General features: G+C 68.2%; 20 protein-coding genes. 9 read left to right on the top strand and 11 right to left on the bottom strand.

Going from position 1 to position 19,850, the window contains the following annotated elements:
* Positions 1 to 43 precede the first annotated feature (43 nt).
* Together KIS93_RS56210 and KIS93_RS56205 are read left to right on the top strand one after the other, a co-directional pair.
* Positions 44 to 283: a hypothetical protein gene (locus KIS93_RS56210; protein ID WP_155127563.1), complete on the top strand. Its 240-nt coding sequence runs from the start codon at positions 44 to 46 to the stop codon at positions 281 to 283.
* Between the two features lie 413 nt (positions 284 to 696).
* A complete protein-coding gene (locus KIS93_RS56205) occupies positions 697 to 882 on the top strand; it encodes a hypothetical protein (protein ID WP_080039301.1) in 186 nt (61 codons plus the stop codon).
* Between the two features lie 43 nt (positions 883 to 925).
* Here KIS93_RS56205 and KIS93_RS56200 read toward each other — a convergent pair whose 3' ends face one another.
* A complete protein-coding gene (locus KIS93_RS56200) occupies positions 926 to 2,506 on the bottom strand; it encodes an IS1182 family transposase (RefSeq protein WP_080039300.1) in 1,581 nt (526 codons plus the stop codon).
* A gap of 100 nt (positions 2,507 to 2,606) precedes the next feature.
* Here KIS93_RS56200 and KIS93_RS56195 point away from each other — a divergent pair, with 100 nt between their 5' ends.
* Entirely contained in the window at positions 2,607 to 3,716 is a 1,110-nt protein-coding gene (locus KIS93_RS56195; RefSeq protein ID WP_080039299.1) for an IS630 family transposase, read from the top strand.
* Between the two features lie 8 nt (positions 3,717 to 3,724).
* Here the strand turns inward: KIS93_RS56195 and KIS93_RS56190 are convergent, their stop codons facing one another.
* The 4 genes from KIS93_RS56190 to KIS93_RS56175 all read right to left on the bottom strand — a co-directional run bounded on the left by KIS93_RS56190 (position 3,725) and on the right by KIS93_RS56175 (position 7,110).
* Entirely contained in the window at positions 3,725 to 4,243 is a 519-nt protein-coding gene (locus KIS93_RS56190) for a transposase (RefSeq protein WP_222108056.1), read from the bottom strand.
* A gap of 79 nt (positions 4,244 to 4,322) precedes the next feature.
* The gene (locus tag KIS93_RS56185; protein ID WP_080039298.1) at positions 4,323 to 5,162 is read right to left on the bottom strand and encodes an ATP-binding cassette domain-containing protein; all 840 of its coding nucleotides are present in this window, start codon (positions 5,160 to 5,162) and stop codon (positions 4,323 to 4,325) included.
* Entirely contained in the window at positions 5,159 to 6,289 is a 1,131-nt protein-coding gene (locus tag KIS93_RS56180; RefSeq protein WP_080039297.1) for an ABC transporter permease, read from the bottom strand. Before KIS93_RS56180 ends, KIS93_RS56185 begins: the two co-directional genes overlap by 4 nt.
* Positions 6,286 to 7,110, bottom strand: coding sequence for an ABC transporter permease (locus tag KIS93_RS56175; protein ID WP_080039296.1), 825 nt, complete (start codon positions 7,108 to 7,110; stop codon positions 6,286 to 6,288). Before KIS93_RS56175 ends, KIS93_RS56180 begins: the two co-directional genes overlap by 4 nt.
* Here KIS93_RS56175 and KIS93_RS56170 point away from each other — a divergent pair.
* A complete protein-coding gene (locus tag KIS93_RS56170; protein WP_080039295.1) occupies positions 7,100 to 7,435 on the top strand; it encodes a hypothetical protein in 336 nt (111 codons plus the stop codon). The genes KIS93_RS56175 and KIS93_RS56170 overlap by 11 nt on opposite strands.
* Before the next feature lie 674 nt (positions 7,436 to 8,109).
* Here KIS93_RS56170 and KIS93_RS56165 read toward each other — a convergent pair.
* From KIS93_RS56165 to KIS93_RS56150, 4 genes are all read right to left on the bottom strand, one after another.
* On the bottom strand, positions 8,110 to 9,669 hold the full coding sequence (locus KIS93_RS56165) for a multicopper oxidase family protein (RefSeq protein ID WP_080039294.1): 1,560 nt from the start codon (positions 9,667 to 9,669) through the stop codon (positions 8,110 to 8,112).
* A gap of 92 nt (positions 9,670 to 9,761) precedes the next feature.
* Positions 9,762 to 10,148 carry a hypothetical protein gene (locus KIS93_RS56160; RefSeq protein ID WP_155127561.1) on the bottom strand — a complete coding sequence of 129 codons (387 nt, stop codon included), beginning with the start codon at positions 10,146 to 10,148 and terminating at the stop codon, positions 9,762 to 9,764.
* 326 nt (positions 10,149 to 10,474) lie between these two features.
* Positions 10,475 to 12,832, bottom strand: a complete 2,358-nt coding sequence (locus tag KIS93_RS56155) for a heavy metal translocating P-type ATPase (protein ID WP_080039292.1) — start codon at positions 12,830 to 12,832, stop codon at positions 10,475 to 10,477.
* 302 nt (positions 12,833 to 13,134) lie between these two features.
* Positions 13,135 to 13,305, bottom strand: a complete 171-nt coding sequence (locus tag KIS93_RS56150; protein ID WP_155127558.1) for a hypothetical protein — start codon at positions 13,303 to 13,305, stop codon at positions 13,135 to 13,137.
* A gap of 211 nt (positions 13,306 to 13,516) precedes the next feature.
* Here KIS93_RS56150 and KIS93_RS56145 point away from each other — a divergent pair, with 211 nt between their 5' ends.
* Both KIS93_RS56145 and KIS93_RS56140 read left to right on the top strand, forming a co-directional pair.
* Positions 13,517 to 13,891, top strand: a complete 375-nt coding sequence (locus tag KIS93_RS56145; protein ID WP_080039291.1) for a BlaI/MecI/CopY family transcriptional regulator — start codon at positions 13,517 to 13,519, stop codon at positions 13,889 to 13,891.
* Entirely contained in the window at positions 13,888 to 14,841 is a 954-nt protein-coding gene (locus tag KIS93_RS56140) for a M56 family metallopeptidase (RefSeq protein WP_080039290.1), read from the top strand. Before KIS93_RS56145 ends, KIS93_RS56140 begins: the two co-directional genes overlap by 4 nt.
* 234 nt (positions 14,842 to 15,075) lie before the next feature.
* Here KIS93_RS56140 and KIS93_RS56135 read toward each other — a convergent pair whose 3' ends face one another.
* Positions 15,076 to 16,416: a phenylacetate--CoA ligase family protein gene (locus KIS93_RS56135; protein WP_222108055.1), complete on the bottom strand. Its 1,341-nt coding sequence runs from the start codon at positions 16,414 to 16,416 to the stop codon at positions 15,076 to 15,078.
* 403 nt (positions 16,417 to 16,819) lie between these two features.
* Between KIS93_RS56135 and KIS93_RS56130 the strand changes: the two genes are divergently transcribed.
* Genes KIS93_RS56130 through KIS93_RS56120 form a run of 3 tightly spaced genes read left to right on the top strand, consistent with a single transcriptional unit; the run spans position 16,820 to position 18,329 of the window.
* Complete coding sequence (locus KIS93_RS56130; protein WP_080039288.1) at positions 16,820 to 17,467, top strand: methyltransferase family protein; 648 nt, start codon at positions 16,820 to 16,822, stop codon at positions 17,465 to 17,467.
* Positions 17,464 to 17,916 carry a hypothetical protein gene (locus KIS93_RS56125; protein ID WP_155127555.1) on the top strand — a complete coding sequence of 151 codons (453 nt, stop codon included), beginning with the start codon at positions 17,464 to 17,466 and terminating at the stop codon, positions 17,914 to 17,916. Before KIS93_RS56130 ends, KIS93_RS56125 begins: the two co-directional genes overlap by 4 nt.
* The gene (locus KIS93_RS56120) at positions 17,904 to 18,329 is read left to right on the top strand and encodes a thioredoxin domain-containing protein (RefSeq protein ID WP_080039286.1); all 426 of its coding nucleotides are present in this window, start codon (positions 17,904 to 17,906) and stop codon (positions 18,327 to 18,329) included. The genes KIS93_RS56125 and KIS93_RS56120 overlap by 13 nt, the downstream gene beginning before the upstream one ends.
* A gap of 360 nt (positions 18,330 to 18,689) precedes the next feature.
* Here KIS93_RS56120 and KIS93_RS56115 read toward each other — a convergent pair whose 3' ends face one another.
* A complete protein-coding gene (locus tag KIS93_RS56115; RefSeq protein ID WP_080039285.1) occupies positions 18,690 to 19,850 on the bottom strand; it encodes a DegT/DnrJ/EryC1/StrS family aminotransferase in 1,161 nt (386 codons plus the stop codon).

Here is a 19,850-nt window from a genome sequence, read left to right as displayed (position 1 = left end):
GATCAGGTGTCCACCAAACCGGGCTAACTCCAGATCACTCCGTTTGTCTCATCTTTCGAAAGGCTGGCCTGACTCTGCACATGCCCTGTACACCGACACACTGAAGGCCAATATCGACAGCCTGCGCGTCGAACGCGACGGCTATCGGGTCGCGACCGCGGTGTTCGCCCGAGCCATGAACGTGCTCACGATCGAGAACACCAACCTGCGCAAGGAACTCGAGAAGGCTCGTTCCGCCACGGTCAGGCCGTTCACACCGCCTTCGGCAGGAGCTTCTCGATGACCATCCTCGAACAAGACTGGCCAAGGCCACACCGAGGTCGTCATCAGGCTGGATCACAACGATCACAGTGCTTGAACCGCTCCGACTTTCTTGGAGACCCTGGTGTGCCCCGGGTTGAGTGGAGGCCATTCGCTTGGCCCATTCCGATGTTCAGCGTCCATCGGAACTGTCACGATGATTCCCAGCCGTCCTTCAGCAGGGGCCGCGCTAGCGGCGTCCGCCCTTGGAAGGGATCCCGACGTGCCAGATCTTCGCGTGGCGGCCCTTCGGCGCGCCTTGCCCAAAAACGCGGGCACCACGTTCGGCTCCGGATACCTGGTCGCCGACCGCCTCGTCTTAACTGCGGCCCACGTTGCCGGATCGGTGGGGAGACTCTGGCGGTACGTCTGGGCGCCCAGCTCGTCACCGGCACGGTGGTCTGGTGCGCGTCCGGTGCCGACGACGCCTCCGCCCCGCTGGACGCTGCGCTCATCGAGATCGACGACGTCGCTTACCGGCCCGCTGATCTGCCGCCGGTCCGCTGGGGCAGGATCGTCGGCCGCGGCCCCGCCGTCGGCTGCACCGCCACCGGCTACCCCGACGCACTAGGACTGTCCTGAAGATCTTGCTGGGTGAGTCGGCATGAGCTGGCTCACCCTCTTGCTATGCAGTGATCGGGACGAGTGTCCAGATGCCGTTGGTGTGGGTGAGTCCGAGGTTGACCAGGCGGCGGAGGTTGAGGGCGGCGGCGCGGTGGTGGAGCCAGCGGTCGTTGGCGGCGGTGCCGCGGTAGTGCAGGCGGCGGTTGCCTCGGGCGACGAGCCAGGCGACGGCGCGCTCCACCATGGGCCGCCAGCGGCGGTAGTCGTCTTGCCAGGCGGGGTCGGTGGCGGCTTGGTGGCGGGCGGCGGCCTGCAGGTGGTGGTGCGGGCGGATGGTGAGCACGCGGCCGGTCTGGGCGGTGGTGCACCGCTCGCGCAGCGGGCAGGCGGCGCACAGGCCGGTGAAGGTGGCGCGGCGTTGCTGGTAGCGGCCACCTGGTGCGGCGAGCGGGACGGTGTGCCCGGCGGGGCAGGTGACCGTGCCGGCGGCGGTGTCGATCGCGAAGTCGTCCAGGGTGAATCCGCCGATCACGGCGGGCTTGAGCGCGGGCGGCTTGATCAGCAGCCGGTGCCCGGCATCGGTGAGGGCGGCACGCAGGCCGGCGGCGGCATAGGCGGCATCGGCCAGGATCTGCAGTGGCCCGCGCTCGTGAGCGAGCAGGCCGGGCGCGACGGTGGCCTCATGGCAGGCGGCGCCGGCGCCGGGGCGCAGGGCGACGGCGGTGAACAGGCCGGTCTCCGGCTCCACAGCCAGGTGAGCCTTATAGCCGTCGTCGCGTTGCTCCTGGCTCTTGTGGATGTGGCGGGCCTCCACATCGACGGTGGAGATGATCCGATCAGGTGCGGTGCGGCGGGCGATCCGCCACCGCCCGTCGGTGCCGTCGGAGCCGTCAACAGGCTCGACATCCTGGCCGGCGATCAGGGCCAGCAGGCCGACCGCGTGCTCGGCACTCTCGTCCAGTTCCTGCCCGGCCAGGTGGTCGAGCAGGGCGAGCGCGTCCGTGACGAGCCCACTGACCAGGGCGCTCTTGGCCTCCTCGTCGTCCCAGGCGATCCTTGGCTTGCCTGGGTCGGTGTAGTCGCAGGCGTGGCAGTGCGCCGCCACCAGCGCGCTCGCGCCGGGCACCTGGCGGGCCACCCGGCGGATCGCGGCGATCAGCTGGGTGATGGTGTCCTGGGTGGCCACCGCATCCAGCAGCACCGCCGAATCCAACGCCCGCCGCGTCCGGCCGGCCAGCACCCCGGTCTGCTCCACCACCGCGCGGACGATGCCGAAGATGCGGTCCGGCTCTGAGGAGCCGGCCAGCCGGCGCCTGAAATAGGTCAGCAACGACGGATCGAAGCCCGGGTCATACAGGCCCAGCCCGCAGGCGGCCTTCCACCGCAGATCGAACCGCAGCGCCCCGACCGCCTCCTCATCGGACAATCCCTGCAAGGACTGCAGCACCACGACCGTGGCCAGCAGCCCCGGCGGCACCGACGGACGCCCGTTGACCGGCGCATACATGTCCGCGAACGCCTGCGACGGGAACAACACCCGCCGGTGTTCGGCCAGGAACGCGAACACGCTCCCGGCAGGGATCATCTCCCGGCACACGGCCCATACCTCAGGCCCAGCCGGAACCCTCCGACGGCCCATCATGACCCGAGTCTGAATCCCGAAACTCTCCCTGACCAGCCCACCGAGATCTTCAGGACATTCCTAGTGTCCTGAGTCAGTAATTCGTCTATGGTTCTTGGCTATGGGACGTCCGGGACCGAAGGTCGAGCCGCTGCATCTGACCGAGGGCGAGCGGGCTGAGCTTGAGCGGTGGGTACGGCGGCGCAAGGGCGCCCAGGACATGGCGTTACGGGCCCGGCTGATCCTGGCGTGTGATGCGATCGGCGAGGACGGTTTGCCCGTGTCCACCAAGGTGGTGGCGGAGGAGGTCGGGGTATCGCGCGAGACGGTCTCGAAGTGGCGTCGGCGCTTCCTGGCTGAGCGGCTGATGGGTCTGGCGGATGAGCCGCGTCCGGGCCGGCCGCGGACGGTGAGTGATGAGCAGGTGGCGGAGCTGATCGCGCGCACCCTGGAGACCACGCCCGCCAACGCTACGCACTGGTCGACACGGTCCATGGCCAAGCAGGTGGGTCTGTCGCAGTCGACGGTGTCGCGCGTCTGGCGGGCCTTTGGCCTGCAGCCGCATCGGTCGCAGACGTTCAAGCTGTCAGCCGATCCCTTCTTTGTGGAGAAGGTGCACGACGTGGTCGGTCTGTACCTGGATCCGCCGGAGCGGGCGCTGGTCTTATGCGTCGATGAGAAGTCGCAGATCCAGGCGCTGGATCGAGCTCAGCCGGTATTGCCGATGATGCCGGGTGTGCCCGAGCGGGCCACCCATGACTATGTCCGGGCCGGCACCACCACGTTGTTCGCGGCTTTGGACGTGATCTCGGGCAAGGTGATCGGTTCCCTGCATCGCAGGCATCGCGCGGTGGAGTTCAAGAAGTTCCTGATCAAGGTGGACAAGGAGGTCCCGGCTGAGCTTGAGGTCCACGTGATCTGCGACAACTACGCCACGCACAAGACGCCCGCGATCAAACGCTGGTTGCTGGCACACCCGCGCTTCCACCTGCACTTCACCCCGACCGGCTCATCGTGGCTGAACCTGGTGGAACGCTGGTTCGCCGAACTGACGACCAAGCAGCTACGACGCGGCGTCCACAAGACGGTACAGGCACTGGAGAAGGACATCCGCACCTGGATCGCCTCCTGGAATGACGACCCCAAGCCTTTTGTCTGGGCCAAGACCGCCGAAGAGATCCTCGACGCCCTCGCCTCGTATTGTCGGCGAATTACTGACTCAGGACACTAGAGCGTGTCTCAAAGCCGGGTCAGCCAGTCGTTGATGGCAGCTATGAGGACGCTCGCTTCGTATCGGACGGCGAGTTTGTCGAATCGGGTGGCGACGCCGCGGTGACGTTTGAGCCGGTTGATGCCACATTCCACCGCTGAGCGGGCGCGGTAGTCGGTCGAGTCGAACGCCGGGGGACGCCCACCGCGGCTGCCACGCCGCCGCCGGGCGGCGACACGGTCGGCCGGTTCGGGGATGGTGCAGCGGATGCCGCGCGAGCGCAGATGAGCGCGGATCGCCCGCGAGGAGTACGCCTTGTCGGCGCGGACGACCTCGGGCCTGATCCGGGGCCGGCCCGGTCCGAGCCGGGGCACCCGGATGGCGGCCATGACTGCGGTGAACTGCGGCGCGTCCCCACGCTGCCCGGCGGTGAGCACCACCGCCAGCAGCCGCTGGGCCTGCTCACAGGCGAGATGCAGCTTCTGTCGCTGAGGACCGGCTCCGGCTAATGTCTCTCTCCTTGAGAGTAGAGGGACGGAGGCAGCCATGATCAAGCAGCATGCGGCGTTGGCCGCCGTGGGCGTTCGGGCCGATGTGTTCAGGAGTTTGATGTGCCTCGGCCGGGAATCACGCCAGCAGGCGGGAGAGGCGGCCGGCGTACTCATCGCGGCAGCCGGTTGAGCAGAACCATACGATCGTGGCGTTGTCGACCACATGCGGCCCGGAGCCAGGCTGCACGCTCATCCCGCAGATCGGGTCGGTGACCAGGGCGTCCAAGTCGCGCAAGCGGCCGTCCTCAAGCCACAGGGTGCGGTCGGCGATCTCACGCAGACGTTCGTCGTGGCTGACGATGACGACGCTGCGACCGTCGTGCGTGGCCAGTTCGCGCAATCGGCGGGCGACCTCTCGGCCGGTGCCGGAGTCCAGATTGGCGGTCGGTTCGTCGGCCAGGAGCAGGATGGGGTTGTTGACCAGCGCCCTGGCGACCGCGACGCGCTGCTTCTCGCCGCCGGACAGCTGGTCGGGGCGGAAGTTCAGCCGTGCCGACAGCCCCACTCGGTCGAGGACGGCGCGGGCGCGTTTTCCGGCTTCCGCACCAGTCACGCCCGCCAGGTTGGCGGCCAGGGTGACGTTCTCCTCGGCGTTCAGCGAGGGGATCAGGTTGAAGTCCTGGAAGACGAAACCCAGGGTGCGTGCCCGCAGTTGGGGAAGCCTGCGGGAAGGGGTGGTGGCCAGGTCCAGATCGCCGATCAGGATGCTGCCCTCGGTGGGCCGCAGCAGCGCGCCGAGCATGAGCAGCAGAGTGGTCTTGCCCGAGCCGGAGGGCCCCATGACGAGCAGGATCTGGCCGGGTATGAGATCCAGGTCGATCCCGTCGACCGCGGCCACCGCCATCGGCCCTGAGCCGTAGACCTTGCGCAGGCCGCGCACGGACAAGTCAGTGGGGGGTGTGGCAGGGGTGGTCATGTCGTCCTCCTGAAAGCGGTGGCCGCATCGACGCGGATGATGGCGCGCAGCGGAACCAACGCGCCCACGGCGGCGGCCAGCAGCGCCGCGGCGGTCGTCTGCAGCACCGCCCCAGGACGTACGGCCAGAGGGAGCGTCTCGGCGAAACGGGGCAGGACCGCCGCGATGAGTAGCGTGAGCGCAGTCGCGGCGGCCACGGCGGGCAGCGCCGTCCAGACCGCCTGCGCGGCCAGTACGCGGACCAGCCGCGCCGGCCGAGCGCCGATCGCTCCGATGACGGCGTAGGACCGCAGATTGGCACGGGTGACGGCGGACAGCACGAGGGCGATCACAGCCAGGGCGAGAATGAAGGCGATGACGTTCATCAGCCGCATCACGTCGGCGGCCATGTCGTTGATGAGCGCGAGTTCCTGGCCGACGAACTCGTCGCGGGTCTGAACGGTGGCCTGCGGCAGTGCCAGAGCGAGCCGGTGGGCCAGGTCCTCGGGGACGGTACCGGGACGGGCTCCGACGAGCAGGTAGCTCAGCGGCGCCCGGCCGAGAGTGGCAAAGTCCCGGATGTCGATGTAGCTGGTGGTGTTGGTGATGCTGGTGCCGTCTTCGCTCAGCCCGGAGATCGTGAAGGGGCGACCGACCAGCATCACCTGGTCGCCGAGGCCGACCTTCAGCTGTTCGGCGGCGACCCGATCGATCACCACGTGGCCGGGCCGGGGTGGAGCGCCGTCGACACCGCCGGGTGGCCCTCCGCCGCCGGAGATCGTGTCATAGCCGAAGACGTAGCTGAGCTGCTGATGGTCGGCGGCTGTGAGAGTGGCGGTCAGGTAGGCGAGGGGTGCGAGCCAGTACACGCCGTCCACTCGTGCGGCTGTGCTGACGATCGTGGGATCGAGGGAGGACGAGGACATGTGCATGGTCGTGACGTCTTTCTGGGAGATGAAGACGTCGGCGGGTGAGGTGCGCAGGTAGAACGTGACGCGGTCGGAGGCGCCGGCGAGGACGGCGTCGAACAGCAGGACCAGGGCCAGAGCCACCGCGACGCCGCTGACCGCCAGGATCGCGCGCCGCCGGTCGGCGAACAGGCTGCGCCGTGCCAGCGGAACGGTCACGGGAGTGATCACAGAAGTCATGTCGTGCTCCTGAAGGTGTCAGCGGGATCGGTGCGGGATATCCGGCGCGCTGGGAGCACGCTTGCGAGCGCGGCCATGACCAGCGTCGCGGCGACAGCCGTGAGGATGTCACGCGTGGTGGGCGCGACCGGGAACTGTGGCCGCCACCAGCCGATCAATGTCCGGCCGAGCACGAAGAGCACGGAGCTGAGGATCATTCCGGCCACGGCGATGGCAGCCACATACGCGATGGCGAAGCGGTACAGGCGCCATCGGGTGGCACCGAGCGCGGCGAGCAGGCCGAGCAGCCGCCGCTGCTCGGCCACGGCACCGTAGGTGGTGAGCGCGATGACCAGGACGCCCGCGGCGAACGCGACGGCCACCATCAGGCGCAACGGCTGGCCGTACACACGCGTGGCGAGCATGAGGTTGGATTCGGCCAGCTCGTCCCGGCCGGTCACGGACAGGCCCTTGGCGCGGAGCGCGGCAGCCGCGACCTCCGGATGCTCCGTGCCGACCAGGATAAACGTGGTGGTGTCCGGGGCTGACAGCAGAGCGTCGGTGGTGGCGTGGGTGGTGAAGACGAACCCGACCATGAATCCGGTCGTGTCGGCTGACAGTCCGACGATCGTGAGCCTTCGGCCCAGCGCTTCGACTTCGTCGCCGATGCGCAGGTTGTGCTGGTCGGCCAGCACACGGTCGACGACGAGTTCGTCGGTCGACCATGGAACGCGGCCTGCCGCCATGCGCCAGGGCCCGCCTTGTCCGCCCGGCTCTGTACCGATCACGGTGGTGGCGAGCTTGCGACCGTGCAGGTTCAGGATGGCGAAGATGGCGCGCACCGGGTACGCCCAGCTCACCTGTTCGGTGGCGCGGACGGTGGCGACCGCCGAGCGAGGCAGGCTCGCGTCCGACACCAGAGTCCGGGTACTGCGCCCCGGCGGGCTGCTGCTGCTCGCCGATCACGTGGCGAGCTCGAACATGCTGGTCCGCGCGATCCAGCGGTTGGCGGAGGTGGCGACTGTGCCGCTGGCAGGCGAGCATTGCCTGCGCCGTCCTCTCCGCCACCTGGCTGCTCATGGGCTGTCGGTCGAGCGCCGCGATCGCTTCAAGCTGGGTATCGCGGAGCGCTTGGCCGCGCGTAAACCGTCCGCGCAGGCCGGCTGAGCATCCCGCATGGTGGATCGGTCACCTCAGCGGGTACGGCACGAGTCGCTGATGTCTCGACCATGACGCACAGGCCCGCTGGAACCCGCGAGATGGGAGGCGAAGGCGGCACGGCGAAGTGTCGCAGCCGGTTGGCGTTGCCGATCCCCGACAAGAAGGACCGCGTCATCGTGACGGCGGCGATCACCGGGGAGAGTCGCACGCCGATCACCGGGTACAACACTACGGCGCGACAGGAATGCCGATCATGTTGGAGGCGGACCGCTCGTTCTCATTTGGCGGACGTGCGCGGCGTCGCTCAAGTCGGCCTTGAGCCAGGCGGTGACGTCCATGGTCCTGACGGAGGTCATCCCCGGGCAGCCCCTTGAGGGGCTTACACGGAAAGGGCGCTTCTGGCCTTGTCGGCTCAGCATAAAAAGAGCTGCCGCACAGGTGGAGCCCGAGGGCTGTCAGCGTCCACAGGGCAGGGCAGGGAACGCTAGCGACCGCGCGGCGTCGAGGGTGGAGCCGATGGCGGTGTTTCCCGCTGCGATGCCCGATCGTCAAGTGTTCCGCGTCGGCCATCACGCGGAACCGTCCGCTCGACAAGACCCTATGACAAGTAGTTGATCCACGTCCTTGCGGTTCGCCCCTGATGCCAGGGCGTCGCCAGTGACGACGCCCTGGGCGCGGGGTCAGGTCTGCTGGTAGCCGAGGAGGGTCATCATGCCGGATTCGGCGTGGTAGATGTTGTGGCAGTGGATCATCCACAGTCCTGGGTTGTCGGCGTCGAAGTCGACGTTCAGAGTGCTGTTGGGCAGGACGATGGCGGTGTCCTTGCGAATGCCGCCGTTGGTGAGGGCGAAGGTGTGGCCGTGCAGGTGCATGGGATGCCACATGGTGGTCCGGTTCCCGAAGGACAGCCTTACGCGTTCGCCGGACCGCACCAGTGAGATGACTTTTGGATCGTACTTCCTGCCGTTGATCGCCCAGTTGTAGGCCATCATGGTGCCGGTGAGCTCCAGCTTCAGGGTGCGGTCGGGGTCCCTGGCCGCCAGCCGCATGTCGTCGGCCGGCCGAAGCTTGGCATATCGGGCGACGTCGCCGTCCAGTTCGCGGGGGCGCAGGCCGAGCTTGGGGGCCGGTGCACTGCCGCTGGTGCGGACCAGGCCGCGGGCCAGGGCGTTTTTGCCTTCCGCGAGGGCGACCAGCGGGAAGACCCCGTCCTTGAGGGTGACCAGCACGTCGTAGCGCTCGCCCATGCCGATCAGCAGCGCATCGGTTTCAGCATGCTGGACGGGAAAGCCGTCGGTGTGGGTGACCGTCATCCGGTGCCCGGCCAGGGCCACGCGGAAGGCCGTGTCGCCTCCCGCGTTGATGATCCGGATGCGCAGCCGCGCCCCCGGTCTGGCGTGGAAGGTCTCGGGCGCGGCAGGGATACGGCCGTTGAGCAGGAAGTACGGGTAACGCACGTCCCCGGCGTCCCCGCCGAGCAGCAGGCTGGTGGCACCCATGAGCATGTGCTGGGCCGGGCCCGGCGATGGGGCGGGCGTGACGCCGTGGTCCATGCCCGGCATGTCCTTCATACCGTCGCCGGGTGTGGTGGCGCCATGGTTCATGCCCATGCTCATGCCTCGCGACAGCTCGGCCAGGACCTCGTCCGGCGTGCCGGTGACGCCGTCCAGCCAGTCGTCGAGGACCACGATCCACTCGGCGTCGTAACCGAGCGGCTCCCGTGGGTCCTCCACGATCAGCGGCGAGTACAGGCCGCGGTCCAGTTGGGTTCCGGAGTGTGGGTGGAACCAGTAGGTTCCAGGGTGAGGGGCGGCGAACTCGTAGACGAACTCGGCCCCGGCCGCGATGGGCTGCTGGGTGACGCCGGGTACGCCGTCGGTGTTGTTGCTCAGGGCCAGGCCGTGCCAGTGGATGCTGGTGTCGCGGGGGAGCCGGTTGGTCAGGCGAGCGCGGATCACCTCGCCAGGCCTCACCCGGATCGGACGGCCTGGGATCCTGCCGTCGTAGGCCCAGGTGCGTACGGTCACACCGCCGAGATCGACCTGACTTTCGGTAGCGGTCAGGCGGAAGTCACGGACCGCGCCAGTACGGCGCGCCCGCTCTGCCTGCCGTACTTGCTCGCCGGTCGGAGTGATGAACGCGGGGCCAGTGGCGGCCGGCTCGCCGGCGCACGCGGTGACAGCGCTGGCCAGGATTCCGAGCCCAGCGGCTCGCAGCAGGGTACGTCGATCGATGTGCATGATGGATGCCTCGCTGAAGAACGATGCTCACGGATGGACGACGGGGGAGCAACCGCTGGGACACGAAGGCTCCAGCGGTTCGCATCCGGCCTCTATGTCCGCAGTACGACCGTTCGCATCAGCACGAGAGCAGAGGGCGGCCCGCGCCGCATCCGGGCAGCGCGCCGCCCTGCCTGGGCACAGCTCCCGGACAGCGCCTCGAACATGCTCACCAGCGAAAGCAGCGGCACGGCGAGTGCTATGAGACCGGCGAGGATGGCCAGGCAGACGATGGCGGCGTCGCGGTCCTCATGCGAGGTTCCACCGTGATGCGATGCGGGCATCGCCGGATGAGTGCTATCGACCTGGAGCACACCGGCACGGTCAGCTACAGGTGCTTGGTGACCCAGAGTGTGCATTGCGGCCAGGCCGAATGCGAGGAGCACGGCAAGCAGCAGCGGAAACAGACCCGCCGTCTTCAGACGCCTGCTGAGCACCACGACCTGAGAATACGCCACCTCTACTATGGCGCGTCGCAGGAACCCGATGGAAGGCGTGTGTGGAGCGAAGCCCGGGTCCGGGATGAGTATGACGCGGTTCAGCGCGGAGGCCGCGCACCAAACCAGCGGAGGGCAGGTTCCCTTGCGGAACGGTCAGATGACCAGGTTTTTTGTCGGTCTGGTTCGACCAGCCCCGGCCACACTTCGCGCCCTGTGGCGCACCTCGGAGGCGGCAAGATGATCCCGGACGCCCGGAAGGAGACATCGTCAGATCGTCCACGTCCATATGTCCAACCTCGTGGGTGATGCCGGGTGGCGGGTTGACGTCAGTCTCCGAGAGGGCGCGGCAGGCGCAGCCGCTTGAGGGCGAGTGCGTTGACCGCGACGATGAAGCTCGATCCGGACATCGACAGCGCGGCGATCTCGGGGCGAAGCACCAGGCCGAAGGCAGGCTCGAAGACGCCGGCCGCGATGGGTAGCGCGATGGCGTTGTAGCCGATCGCCCAGCCAAGGTTCTGCCGCATCTTGCGTAGCGTGCCGCGGCCGATGGTCAGCGCCGTCGGGACGTCGAGGGGGTCAGATCGCATGAGCACCACGTCGGCGGTCTCGATGGCGACGTCGGTCCCGGCGCCGATCGCGATCCCAAGGTCGGCCTGGGCGAGCGCGGGAGCGTCGTTGACACCGTCACCGACCATCGCGACCTTGCGCCCGCCGCGCTGCAGTTCGGCGATCTTTGCCGCCTTGTCGCCGGGCAGCACCTCGGCGATGACCGTGTCGATCCCCAGTTGGTCGGCGATGCGCCGTGCCGTGGCCTCGTTGTCCCCGGTCAGCATGACGACCTCGACACCGGCCTGATGAAGAGCGGCTACAGCGGCGGCCGAGGTGGCGCGGGGCGCGTCGGCGACACCGATCAACCCGGCGGCGCGTCCGTCCACGGCGGCGATCACCGCGGTCCGCCCGCCCGCCGCCAGTTCCTCCCGGCGGACGGCCAGAGATCCTAGATCGACCCCTTCGGCCCGCATCAGCTTCGTGTTGCCCACCACGACCCGGTGCCCGTCCACCTCAGCCTTCGCCCCGTGACCAGGGACGTTCTCGAACTTGGTCGCCTTGGCCGTGCCGGGCGCATGCGCATCGGCGAAGCGGACCACGGCCTCGGCCAACGGGTGCTCGGACTCCCGCTCGACGGCGGCGACCAGCCGCAGCAACTCGGCCTCCGCCAAGCCGGCGGTGATGACGTCGGTGACCTCGGGCTCGCCCTTGGTCAGCGTTCCGGTCTTGTCCATCACCACGGCCTGGACGCGGGCCGAGGTCTCCAACGCGATGGCGTTCTTGAACAGCACGCCGCGCTTGGCCCCCAGGCCTGTGCCCACCATGATCGCGGTAGGGGTGGCCAGGCCGAGTGCGTCCGGGCAGGTCACCACCACCACGGTGATGGCGAACAGCATCGCCACCCCGGCCGTCGCGCCCGCCAGCAGCCAGGCCACCAGTGTCAGTGCGCCACCGGCGAGCGCCACGAACACCAGCCAGAACGCCGCCCGGTCTGCCAGGCGCTGTCCTGGAGCCTTGGAGTTCTGTGCCTGCTGGACGAGCTTGACGATCTGGGCGAGCGCGGTGTCGGCGCCGACCTTGGTGGCGCGCACCCGCAGCGTGCCATTCTTGTTGATGGTCGCTCCGACGACCGCGTCGCCCGGGGCCTTGTGCACCGGCAGGCTCTCGCCGGTGACCATCGACTCGTCGACCTCGCTCTCACCCTCCTCGACCTCGCCGTCCACCGCGATCTTCGAGCCGGGGCGGACCAGCAGCAGATCCCCGGCCACGACTTCGGCGGTGGGTACCTCCACCTGCTCGCCGCCTCGGATCACCACCGCCTTGGGCGGAGCCAGATCGAGCAGCGCGCGGATCGCGTCGTTGGCGCCGCCTCTGGCCCGCATCTCGAACCAGTGCCCCAGCAGCACGAAGGCCGCCAGCACGGTGGCCGCCTCGTAGAACACCTCACCGCCGCCGGTCAGCGTGATGTACAGCGAGTACAGCCATCCCGCGCCGATCGCCACGGCCACCAGCACCATCATGTCCAGGGTGCGCGCCCGCAAGGCTCGTACGGCGCCGTCGAAGAAGATCCACGAGGAGTAGAAGATCACCGGCAGGCTGAGGATCAGCGCCCACATGTCTTCGCGCAGCCCGAACGGGGTCGGCGCGTTCAGACCGAACACCTCACGCCCGATCGGCGACCAGATCAGGATGGGAACCGACAGTACGGCCGCCACCAGGAACCGGTTACGCATGTCAGCGACCATGGCCTCCATCGACATGCCGCCATGGCCCCCGTGCCCTATCATCTCGTGCGGTGACGGACCGGCCTCATGCTCCGCATGCGAGGGTTCTCGTACGGCCGTCGCGCCGCCCGGCGGGTCGGGCTCCGTCATGGGGTCGCAGATGTGCGAGGGGACGGATTGGCCCGCGCAGTGGTAGCCGCACTCCTCCACCCAGCGGCGCAGTTCCGCCAGGGACGTGACCCTCGGATCGAACACCACGGTCGCGGCCTGCCCGACCGGATTGACCTCGACCTCGATCACCCCGGGCCGGCGACGTAGGACAGAGCCCACCACGTTCTGCTCGGTGGCCCAATGCAGGCCACTCACATCCAGAACCGCCGTGCTGCGGTCCTTGCCATTCCCTGCTGTCATGGCGCTCCTCCACAACTGCCCGGCCGTGTCACGTAACCGGAACCCGGCTCGCACCCTTGCCGCGCCTCTGATCAGATTACTACTGAGATTCGTAGGTCTGCCCTACCCGCCCCGCCGGCCAGGATCGACAGCCGTGACACCGTCAGCGCAACCCGCACGAGCGCCCCGACTCGGGTGGCCGACAGCGATTGGACCACCAGTGCGACGATCACGCCCAGCGGAGGGAACATAGGCCAGACTCCCGGGAAAAGATCGGGAGCATGAGAGGAGGGGATCCGGTGGGCGCGGACCGGCCGCGCGGGTCATTTCCGCGGACGTCGATGCCGCCATGACCAGTCCGCCATGTACAGGAGAGACTGCTTGCCGCCCACGGGTTCGGCGGACAGCCGCAGGGTCACCGATCCCGCCGCCGACGGCTCGAACCAGTGAATGACCGCCAGCGCCGGCGGCAGGCAATGCTCGATGCGCGTCAACCGGGCTAAAGTTCGAACGCTTTCGCGGGAGGGGCGGCGCGCCGCTTCCGCGTCTCGTTCGTTCCCGCATCGTGACACTAGGCTAATTAGTACTTGCCGTCGGCGGGTCTGCTCGGCTCTCATGACTGCTCAGATCACCACCACTCTTGGGCTTCGCCAACTCTACGATCGTGGGTAGCATCAAGAAAGACACGGAGAGGAGGGCGGGCGCGTGGTACGTGCCTTGGGTGACCTGGAATCCACGATCATGGACCGGTTGTGGTCCTATCATCGGCCCTCGTCGGTCCGTCATGTGCTGGAGGACCTCCGTCGCGACCGGGAGATCGCGTATACGACCGTCATGACGGTGATGGACAAGCTCTACAAGAAGGGCCTGCTGAGACGGCAGCCGCAGGGAAAGGCCTACATCTACGAGCCGCTGATCACCAAGGAGGCGTACACGGCGCAGCAGATGCGGGAGTCGCTGGCCCGCAGCGGCAACCAGGCCGCCACGTTGGCGCACTTCCTGGAGCGCCTGAACCCCGAAGAATCCAAGGCGCTGGCCGCAGCTCTCCAGGTGTTCCCGCTGCCGGGCCGCGAGTCATGATCGCCGCCGCCCTCGCGGCGTACGCGGTGTTCGCGACGACCCTTCTGCCCAGGCTGCTCGTCCGGGCGCAGTGGTCTGATCGTGCTCCCCGGTTGGCGATCTCCCTGTGGCTGGCCGCGTGCGGATCCGCCATTGCCTCCGCGAGCCTGGCGGCCGTCGCCACCGCAGTGCCCACCGACACGATCGGACATGAGCTGGCGGGCCTCATCGAGGCCTGCTTCGCCATGCTCGACAATGAATTCGACCCGGCAGCGATGTCCATCGGCGGCTGGCTCGCACTCCTTGCTGCGGCCCTGATCGTGATCCGTGCCGCCTCTGGGGTCGGAACGGTCCTGATTGCCGCGCACCGGGAACGCCGGCGGCACGCCGCGATGCTGCGCCTGCTCGGGCGCCGCGACAGCGAGCTGGGCGCGATCGTGCTGGACTATGACGAGCCGCTGGTCTACTGCCTGCCCGGCCGCCACGCCAAGAAGGTGATCACAACGGCGGCGCTGCGGTCGCTGGCCCCTGCGTACGTCGCCGCTGTGCTTGCACACGAACAAGCGCACCTTCGTGGACGGCACCATCTGGTGCTGGCTGTGGCCGAGGGCCTGAGCCGGGCATTTCCCCGCCTGTCGCTGTTCGCCAAGGCCAAGAAGGAGATCATCCGGCTGGTCGAACTGCACGCCGACGATGTCGCGGCCCGCCATCATCCGCGTATCCATATTGCCGCCGCTCTGGTGAGCCTGGCCACGAGCCGGGCCCCCGCCTTCGTGCTCGGCGCGGGAGGGGAGACGGCGCTCGCCCGGATCCGACGCATGCTTCACCCTGCCACGCCCCTGCGCCGTCGCGAGAAATTGACGGGCATGGCCGCCGTCGGCATGCTGCTGGTCGGCCCTGCGGCGGTTGCTCTGCTTCCCGGGCTCAGCGCGCTCGTCGCGCACCATTGCCACAACCTCTTCCTGCTTTGAACAACCAAGCCGCGGCGGCAACCACCTGAAGGCTGGAGAGCGATAGGCGCCCCGCTTCGGCGGCGACTTCCCGAGCTGGATCAGGTATCACGATCAAGTGTCGTCGGGGAAGCATTGCCCTCTCGAAGGGGACTCCGGTCTGCTAACCCAGATGGTGATGGACGACACTGTCCGCTGGAGACGCTGACCGGCAGGTACGACCGCCGCTTGGCGGCTGACGGCAGAGAACCGCCGTCAAACCTGATCGGGGACACTCACGATGAGCGGGCGCTTGCCGCTCACGCCGACGGGTATGGCGTCCACAACACGCACCTGGATCTCGGGCGGGAGCGCGCCCGCGGCGGTGAGCGCGTCATGCACGGCGCTTCCCACGCCGGCCCGGTCGATGTCTCCGCCTGGGGCGGCGACCAGAATCTCCAGGCGCCTGTCCTCATGGCGTACCTGCCATCCGGCGGCGTCCAGCAAGTCGAGGACCTGGTGGAAGACGACGGGATGCAGGCGAACGGCCCCGCCGGCCTTCGCTGGCAGCGTGAGCAGGTCATCGGTACGACCCTCGATCGATTCCAGTAACCGGAACGTACGCCCGCACGGGCATGCTTCGGCCGCCAGGCGGACCCGATCGGTCATCTCGTAGCGAATGAGCGGCAGTGTCCGGCTGAACAGGACCGTGACCAGCAGTCGGTCGCCCGCCACACCGGGCGGGACCGGCCGATAGGCATCGTCGACCACTTCTGGGATCACGAGATCCTCGAACAGGTGCATGCCCTGGTGGCGGTCGCATTCGGCGGCGATGCCGCCGGTCTCGGTGGCCGCGTACACGTTGAAGGGCGGCACCCCCCAGGCGCGGGCAGCCATCGTGCGGCTTTCCTCGGTAAGAACCTCCGAAGAGGAGTTGACGGCGCGCGGCGTGATGTGCAAGCGCCCGGCGAGTTGCTCGTCGGCCAGAACGCGGATCATCGACGCGTACGCCACCAGCACGTCCGGCCTTGTCTCGTTGAGCCGGGCGACGATGCCGGGTAGGGGCGAGGCGGCGTCCAGGCGGGTGCTCTTGATGAATGGGCTGCGCACCGTGGCGGCTACCCGGGCTGATTGGTGCCAGGCAGTGGTGGAGCTGACCACCGCCATGCTCGCGGGGTGGAGGGGGCCGGCGCTGATGCCGGCCCACTCGTTGGCCCGGGCGTAGGAGGCGATGACGGTGGCCCATTCGCGGGCGTCGCTGGGGATGACGCTCCTGCGCCCGGAACTGCCCGAGGTCGCCGCTACCCAGTAACGACCCCGGTAGCGCTCGTCGCCGTGCAGCTTCTCCAGATACTCCTGTACCCCGGACAACCGTAGGCCCCGCACGGTGCTGATGTCGTCGAAGCAGTCCATCAGCGCGGCCTTGGTGAGCACCGGCAACTCGGCGAGTGGCGCCTCGCCGAGCCGCTGGTGGAAGTGGTGGTAGAACGGCGAGCGAGCGTAAGCGTGCCGGCGTAGCAGCGCGAGCTGATGCTGCTGGTGTTGGGCCAGCCGTGCCGCGCTCCAGCGTTCCCGGCCGCGCAGAACGCGCCGCAGCCACAGCACCTGGGAGATCATCCTCACATCCATCCGATGCCTCCTGATGTCTGTCCCGTAGTGGTGGGATCTTGGGCCTGCGGCGGCGTATCCGCTGCGGTTTCGACGAGAGCTCCGGCAGGAGGGGCTCGAGCCGAATCTCCTAGTTTTGATAGTAAGATGGCGCAGAACGCCATGGCGGGCCATGAGTGAACGGCCCGAAGCCTGAGGACTAAGGTCCCGTGCTCGAAGTCGCGGCAGGGACGCCTAATCCACTGGAGCTGCCAGATCGAAGGCGCTGGCCTGATCCCGGCCGTGGGCTCGGAGTAGCTTCAGCTGGCACGCCAGAAGGCCGATGGTCCCGAGCAAATACTACGAAGTGCCCTAGTAGCGCGGCGTCGAAGGCGCGAACGTCCGAGGAGAGAAACTCTTCTGGGAGGGCGAAATGGCTGATGCCGCATACGGGCTATGGCCGCTGGTGGTGCTCAATACCGCGTTGTTCGTGCTGTTCGCGGTGAGCTTCTTCCACCCCAAGAGCAAACGGGACTGGCGGGCTATGGGCGCCTACAGCGCTTTCCTGGTCGCGCTGTTCACTGAGATGTACGGCACGCCCCTGACCATCTATCTGCTCGGCAGCTGGCTGGGATCACGTTTCCCGCTGCTGAGCGACACCCACGCGGGCGGTCACCTGTGGAACGATCTCATCGGCTGGCAGGGTGACCCCCACCTGAGCCCGTTCCACCTGGCCAGTTACGTGCTGATCGGCGGCGGGTTCTGGCTGATTGCGGCAGCGTGGCGGGTTCTGCACCAGGCGGCACAGGACGGCACACTGGCCACCACGGGGCCCTACGCCCACATACGGCACCCGCAGTACGACGGGTTCCTGCTGGTCATGATCGGATTCTTGCTCCAGTGGCCGACCATCCCCACGCTGATCATGTTCCCCATCCTCGTCGTGATCTACCTGCGGCTGGCTCGCAGCGAGGAACGCGAAGTCGCCCAGCACTTCGGCACGACGTGGACAACGTACGCCGCCACGACGCCGGCCTTCATCCCTCGCCGTCGTCGTCAATCAGCAGGGAGCAGATCATGAATCGTTCAAGCATCCGCATCGGGGTCATCGCACTGGCCGCCCTGGCAATGTTCTACATACTGGTGGTCGGCGGGCTGGGCGGCCTGGAACACCTGGGGGACCAGGCCGCCACCGACTGGCCGTGGCTGGTGGGCATCCTGGTCGGCTTCGGCATCCAGGTCGCGCTCCTGGCCGAGCTGCGCCGCCGGCGGCGGCTGCACGGAGCGGCCAAGACGACGGCCGGTGCCGGAAGCGGCGCCTCGGTGGTCGGCATGGTGGCCTGCTGCGCCCACCACGTGGCCGACCTCGTTCCCATCCTGGGCGCCTCAGGCGCTGCCATCTTCCTCACCGAGTTCCGCGTCCCGATCATGGCCGCCGGTCTCGCCGTCAACGGCCTCGGTGTCGCCGTCGCACTACGGCGGCTGCTCCACGCACCCGCACCTACCGGAGGTCAGACATGCCACGCCTGATGCGCCGTCCTGCCGTCGTGATGACCGTGATCCTGTCCCTGCTCCTTGCGGTGGCCCTGATCTGGTGGCTGGCCGCTCGCTCGTCCGGCACGTCGCCGACGCGCACCAGCACGGTCCAGGCGGGCGCGGTGGAGGTCAGCATGACGCCCTTGGCCCTGGACCAGTCGGGAGCGCGCTTCGAAGTCACGCTGGACACGCACACCGTGCCACTCGCCCTCGACCTGGCACGCTCTGCTACGTTGCGCATCGACACCCGTGCCGCGGGCCGGCCAGTGTGGACCGGCACGGCCGCCGGCGGCCATCACCGGGAGGGCACGCTCGCCTTCGTCGATGCGGTGCCGCCCGGAGCCAAGGTTGAGCTGCGCATCACCGGGTTGCCGGAAGACGTCACATCCGTTTGGCAAGCGCCGTAACGTACCTCGTCCTGAGGCAGAGAACCGCTGAGCGGCAAGGTGATTTCAACAACGACTCTTGGCCCCACCTGCGGACCAGTTCTGGCCCCACTTCGCGATCTTCAGGGGGCCGGGGTAGGGATGAGATTTGGCCCCACCTTCGACTGTGGCCGGCCTTCAAGCAGCATCGACGGGACCAGGGTAGGTGGGGCCAAATCTCGCTGCCCGGGGTTCTGCCGATCGCGGGGTGGGGGGCCAAGCGTCGCTGGCAAGTGGGGCCAGGAATCACCCCTGGAATCAGCAAGGGGCCCAACATGGGCACGCACCGTGTCTGCGACGCACGGCAGACCTTTTTTGATCTCGTCGTTGCCGGAGTGATGCTCAAGGCATGGCCTCGCCGGGAGACGAAAGGGCGGCCACAACGGCCCAGGCGCGTTCCGCCAGCAGGGGATCCACCGGAAGTACATGCCGTGCCCACCAGCGAGCCGCTGCGGGCGCGGGGGACGGCTCGGCCAAGCCAGGCGCGTAGTCGTCGAACGGCGGGTCGTAGATGTGTCCTGTGACGACTCCCAGGCGCCGCAACTCCCTGACGGCGCGGTCGCGGTCTCGGACCAGAAGTGGTACGCGAAACAGCGGCTGATCGAGATGACGGTGCACGGCCGGTGCGGCGGTCCTGAGCTCGGCCAGGCGGAGCACCCCGCGTAGCCGGCCCTCACGCTGGGCGTCGGCCGCCCTCAGCCGCCGTAAGGCGTAACGCTCGGAAAGGGATCCCTGGGGCATGCGGTAGGTGTGGTTGTCCGCGCGGATCCAGGGCTCCAGGGCCACCATCCCCGCGTACGGGCCTCCGGACAGTCGCGAGGCCAGAACAGCGCGGCGCAGCGGGATGCGGTAACCGTCTCGCGGCTCGTTCGATCCCAGGACTTCGGCCAGCCGCCACGCCGGGCGGGCGAGTCCGGTCCCCGTGATGGCATTGCGTGCTGCCGTCTTGATCAGACCGCCGAGCTCGGCGGCCGCATATCGCGGGCTGAGCCACTGCGCACGTAGCTCTTCCAGAGCATGACGATCGCCTGGGGAGCGCATCGCGATCACTCCGCCTTGTGCCGCTCCCGCATGCTTGGACAGGCTGAACACACCGGTCGTGCCGTGCGTGCCTACCGGTGTTCCGGCGACGGTGGTCTGCAAGGCGTGGGCGGCATCTTCGATGAGCGGGACGCCACGCTCGGCACGGAGGCCAGTCAGCGCGACGAGATCGTCCGGCAGACCGTACAGGTTGGTGGTCATCACCCCGTCGAACCGCAGCGCAGCCACCGCCGCGACGTCGATCGCGCCGCTGTGTGCGGACACCGGAGCGATGACCGGGCGCAAGCCCGCGGCCAGAACCAGGAAGAGGATCTCGTCCGCCGAGATCGGCGACATGAGCAGGCGCTGGCCCGGCGTCATCAGATGGCGCAGGGCGATGAACAGGCCGAACCGGTTGGAGGGGACGTACAGGCAATCCCTGCCGAGCCGGGAGGCCAGTTCCGCTTCCAGACGAGTGAACAT

This window comes from [Actinomadura] parvosata subsp. kistnae (assembly GCF_900323885.1).
Taxonomy (GTDB): Bacteria; Actinomycetota; Actinomycetes; order Streptosporangiales; family Streptosporangiaceae; genus Nonomuraea; species Nonomuraea composti.
This window is presented reverse-complemented; position numbering and strand designations above follow the sequence as displayed.

Coding starts and splice junctions, on each gene's coding strand:
- KIS93_RS56200 (WP_080039300.1), bottom strand. CDS start 2,506: ATGATGGGCCGTCGGAGGGTTCCGGCTGGGCCTGAGGTATGGGCCGTG.
- KIS93_RS56195 (WP_080039299.1), top strand. CDS start 2,607: ATGGGACGTCCGGGACCGAAGGTCGAGCCGCTGCATCTGACCGAGGGC.
- KIS93_RS56190 (WP_222108056.1), bottom strand. CDS start 4,243: ATGGCTGCCTCCGTCCCTCTACTCTCAAGGAGAGAGACATTAGCCGGA.
- KIS93_RS56185 (WP_080039298.1), bottom strand. CDS start 5,162: ATGACCACCCCTGCCACACCCCCCACTGACTTGTCCGTGCGCGGCCTG.
- KIS93_RS56180 (WP_080039297.1), bottom strand. CDS start 6,289: ATGACTTCTGTGATCACTCCCGTGACCGTTCCGCTGGCACGGCGCAGC.
- KIS93_RS56170 (WP_080039295.1), top strand. CDS start 7,100: ATGGCGCGCACCGGGTACGCCCAGCTCACCTGTTCGGTGGCGCGGACG.
- KIS93_RS56165 (WP_080039294.1), bottom strand. CDS start 9,669: ATGCACATCGATCGACGTACCCTGCTGCGAGCCGCTGGGCTCGGAATC.
- KIS93_RS56155 (WP_080039292.1), bottom strand. CDS start 12,832: ATGACAGCAGGGAATGGCAAGGACCGCAGCACGGCGGTTCTGGATGTG.
- KIS93_RS56140 (WP_080039290.1), top strand. CDS start 13,888: ATGATCGCCGCCGCCCTCGCGGCGTACGCGGTGTTCGCGACGACCCTT.
- KIS93_RS56135 (WP_222108055.1), bottom strand. CDS start 16,416: ATGATCTCCCAGGTGCTGTGGCTGCGGCGCGTTCTGCGCGGCCGGGAA.
- KIS93_RS56130 (WP_080039288.1), top strand. CDS start 16,820: ATGGCTGATGCCGCATACGGGCTATGGCCGCTGGTGGTGCTCAATACC.
- KIS93_RS56125 (WP_155127555.1), top strand. CDS start 17,464: ATGAATCGTTCAAGCATCCGCATCGGGGTCATCGCACTGGCCGCCCTG.
- KIS93_RS56120 (WP_080039286.1), top strand. CDS start 17,904: ATGCCACGCCTGATGCGCCGTCCTGCCGTCGTGATGACCGTGATCCTG.
- KIS93_RS56115 (WP_080039285.1), bottom strand. CDS start 19,850: ATGTTCACTCGTCTGGAAGCGGAACTGGCCTCCCGGCTCGGCAGGGAT.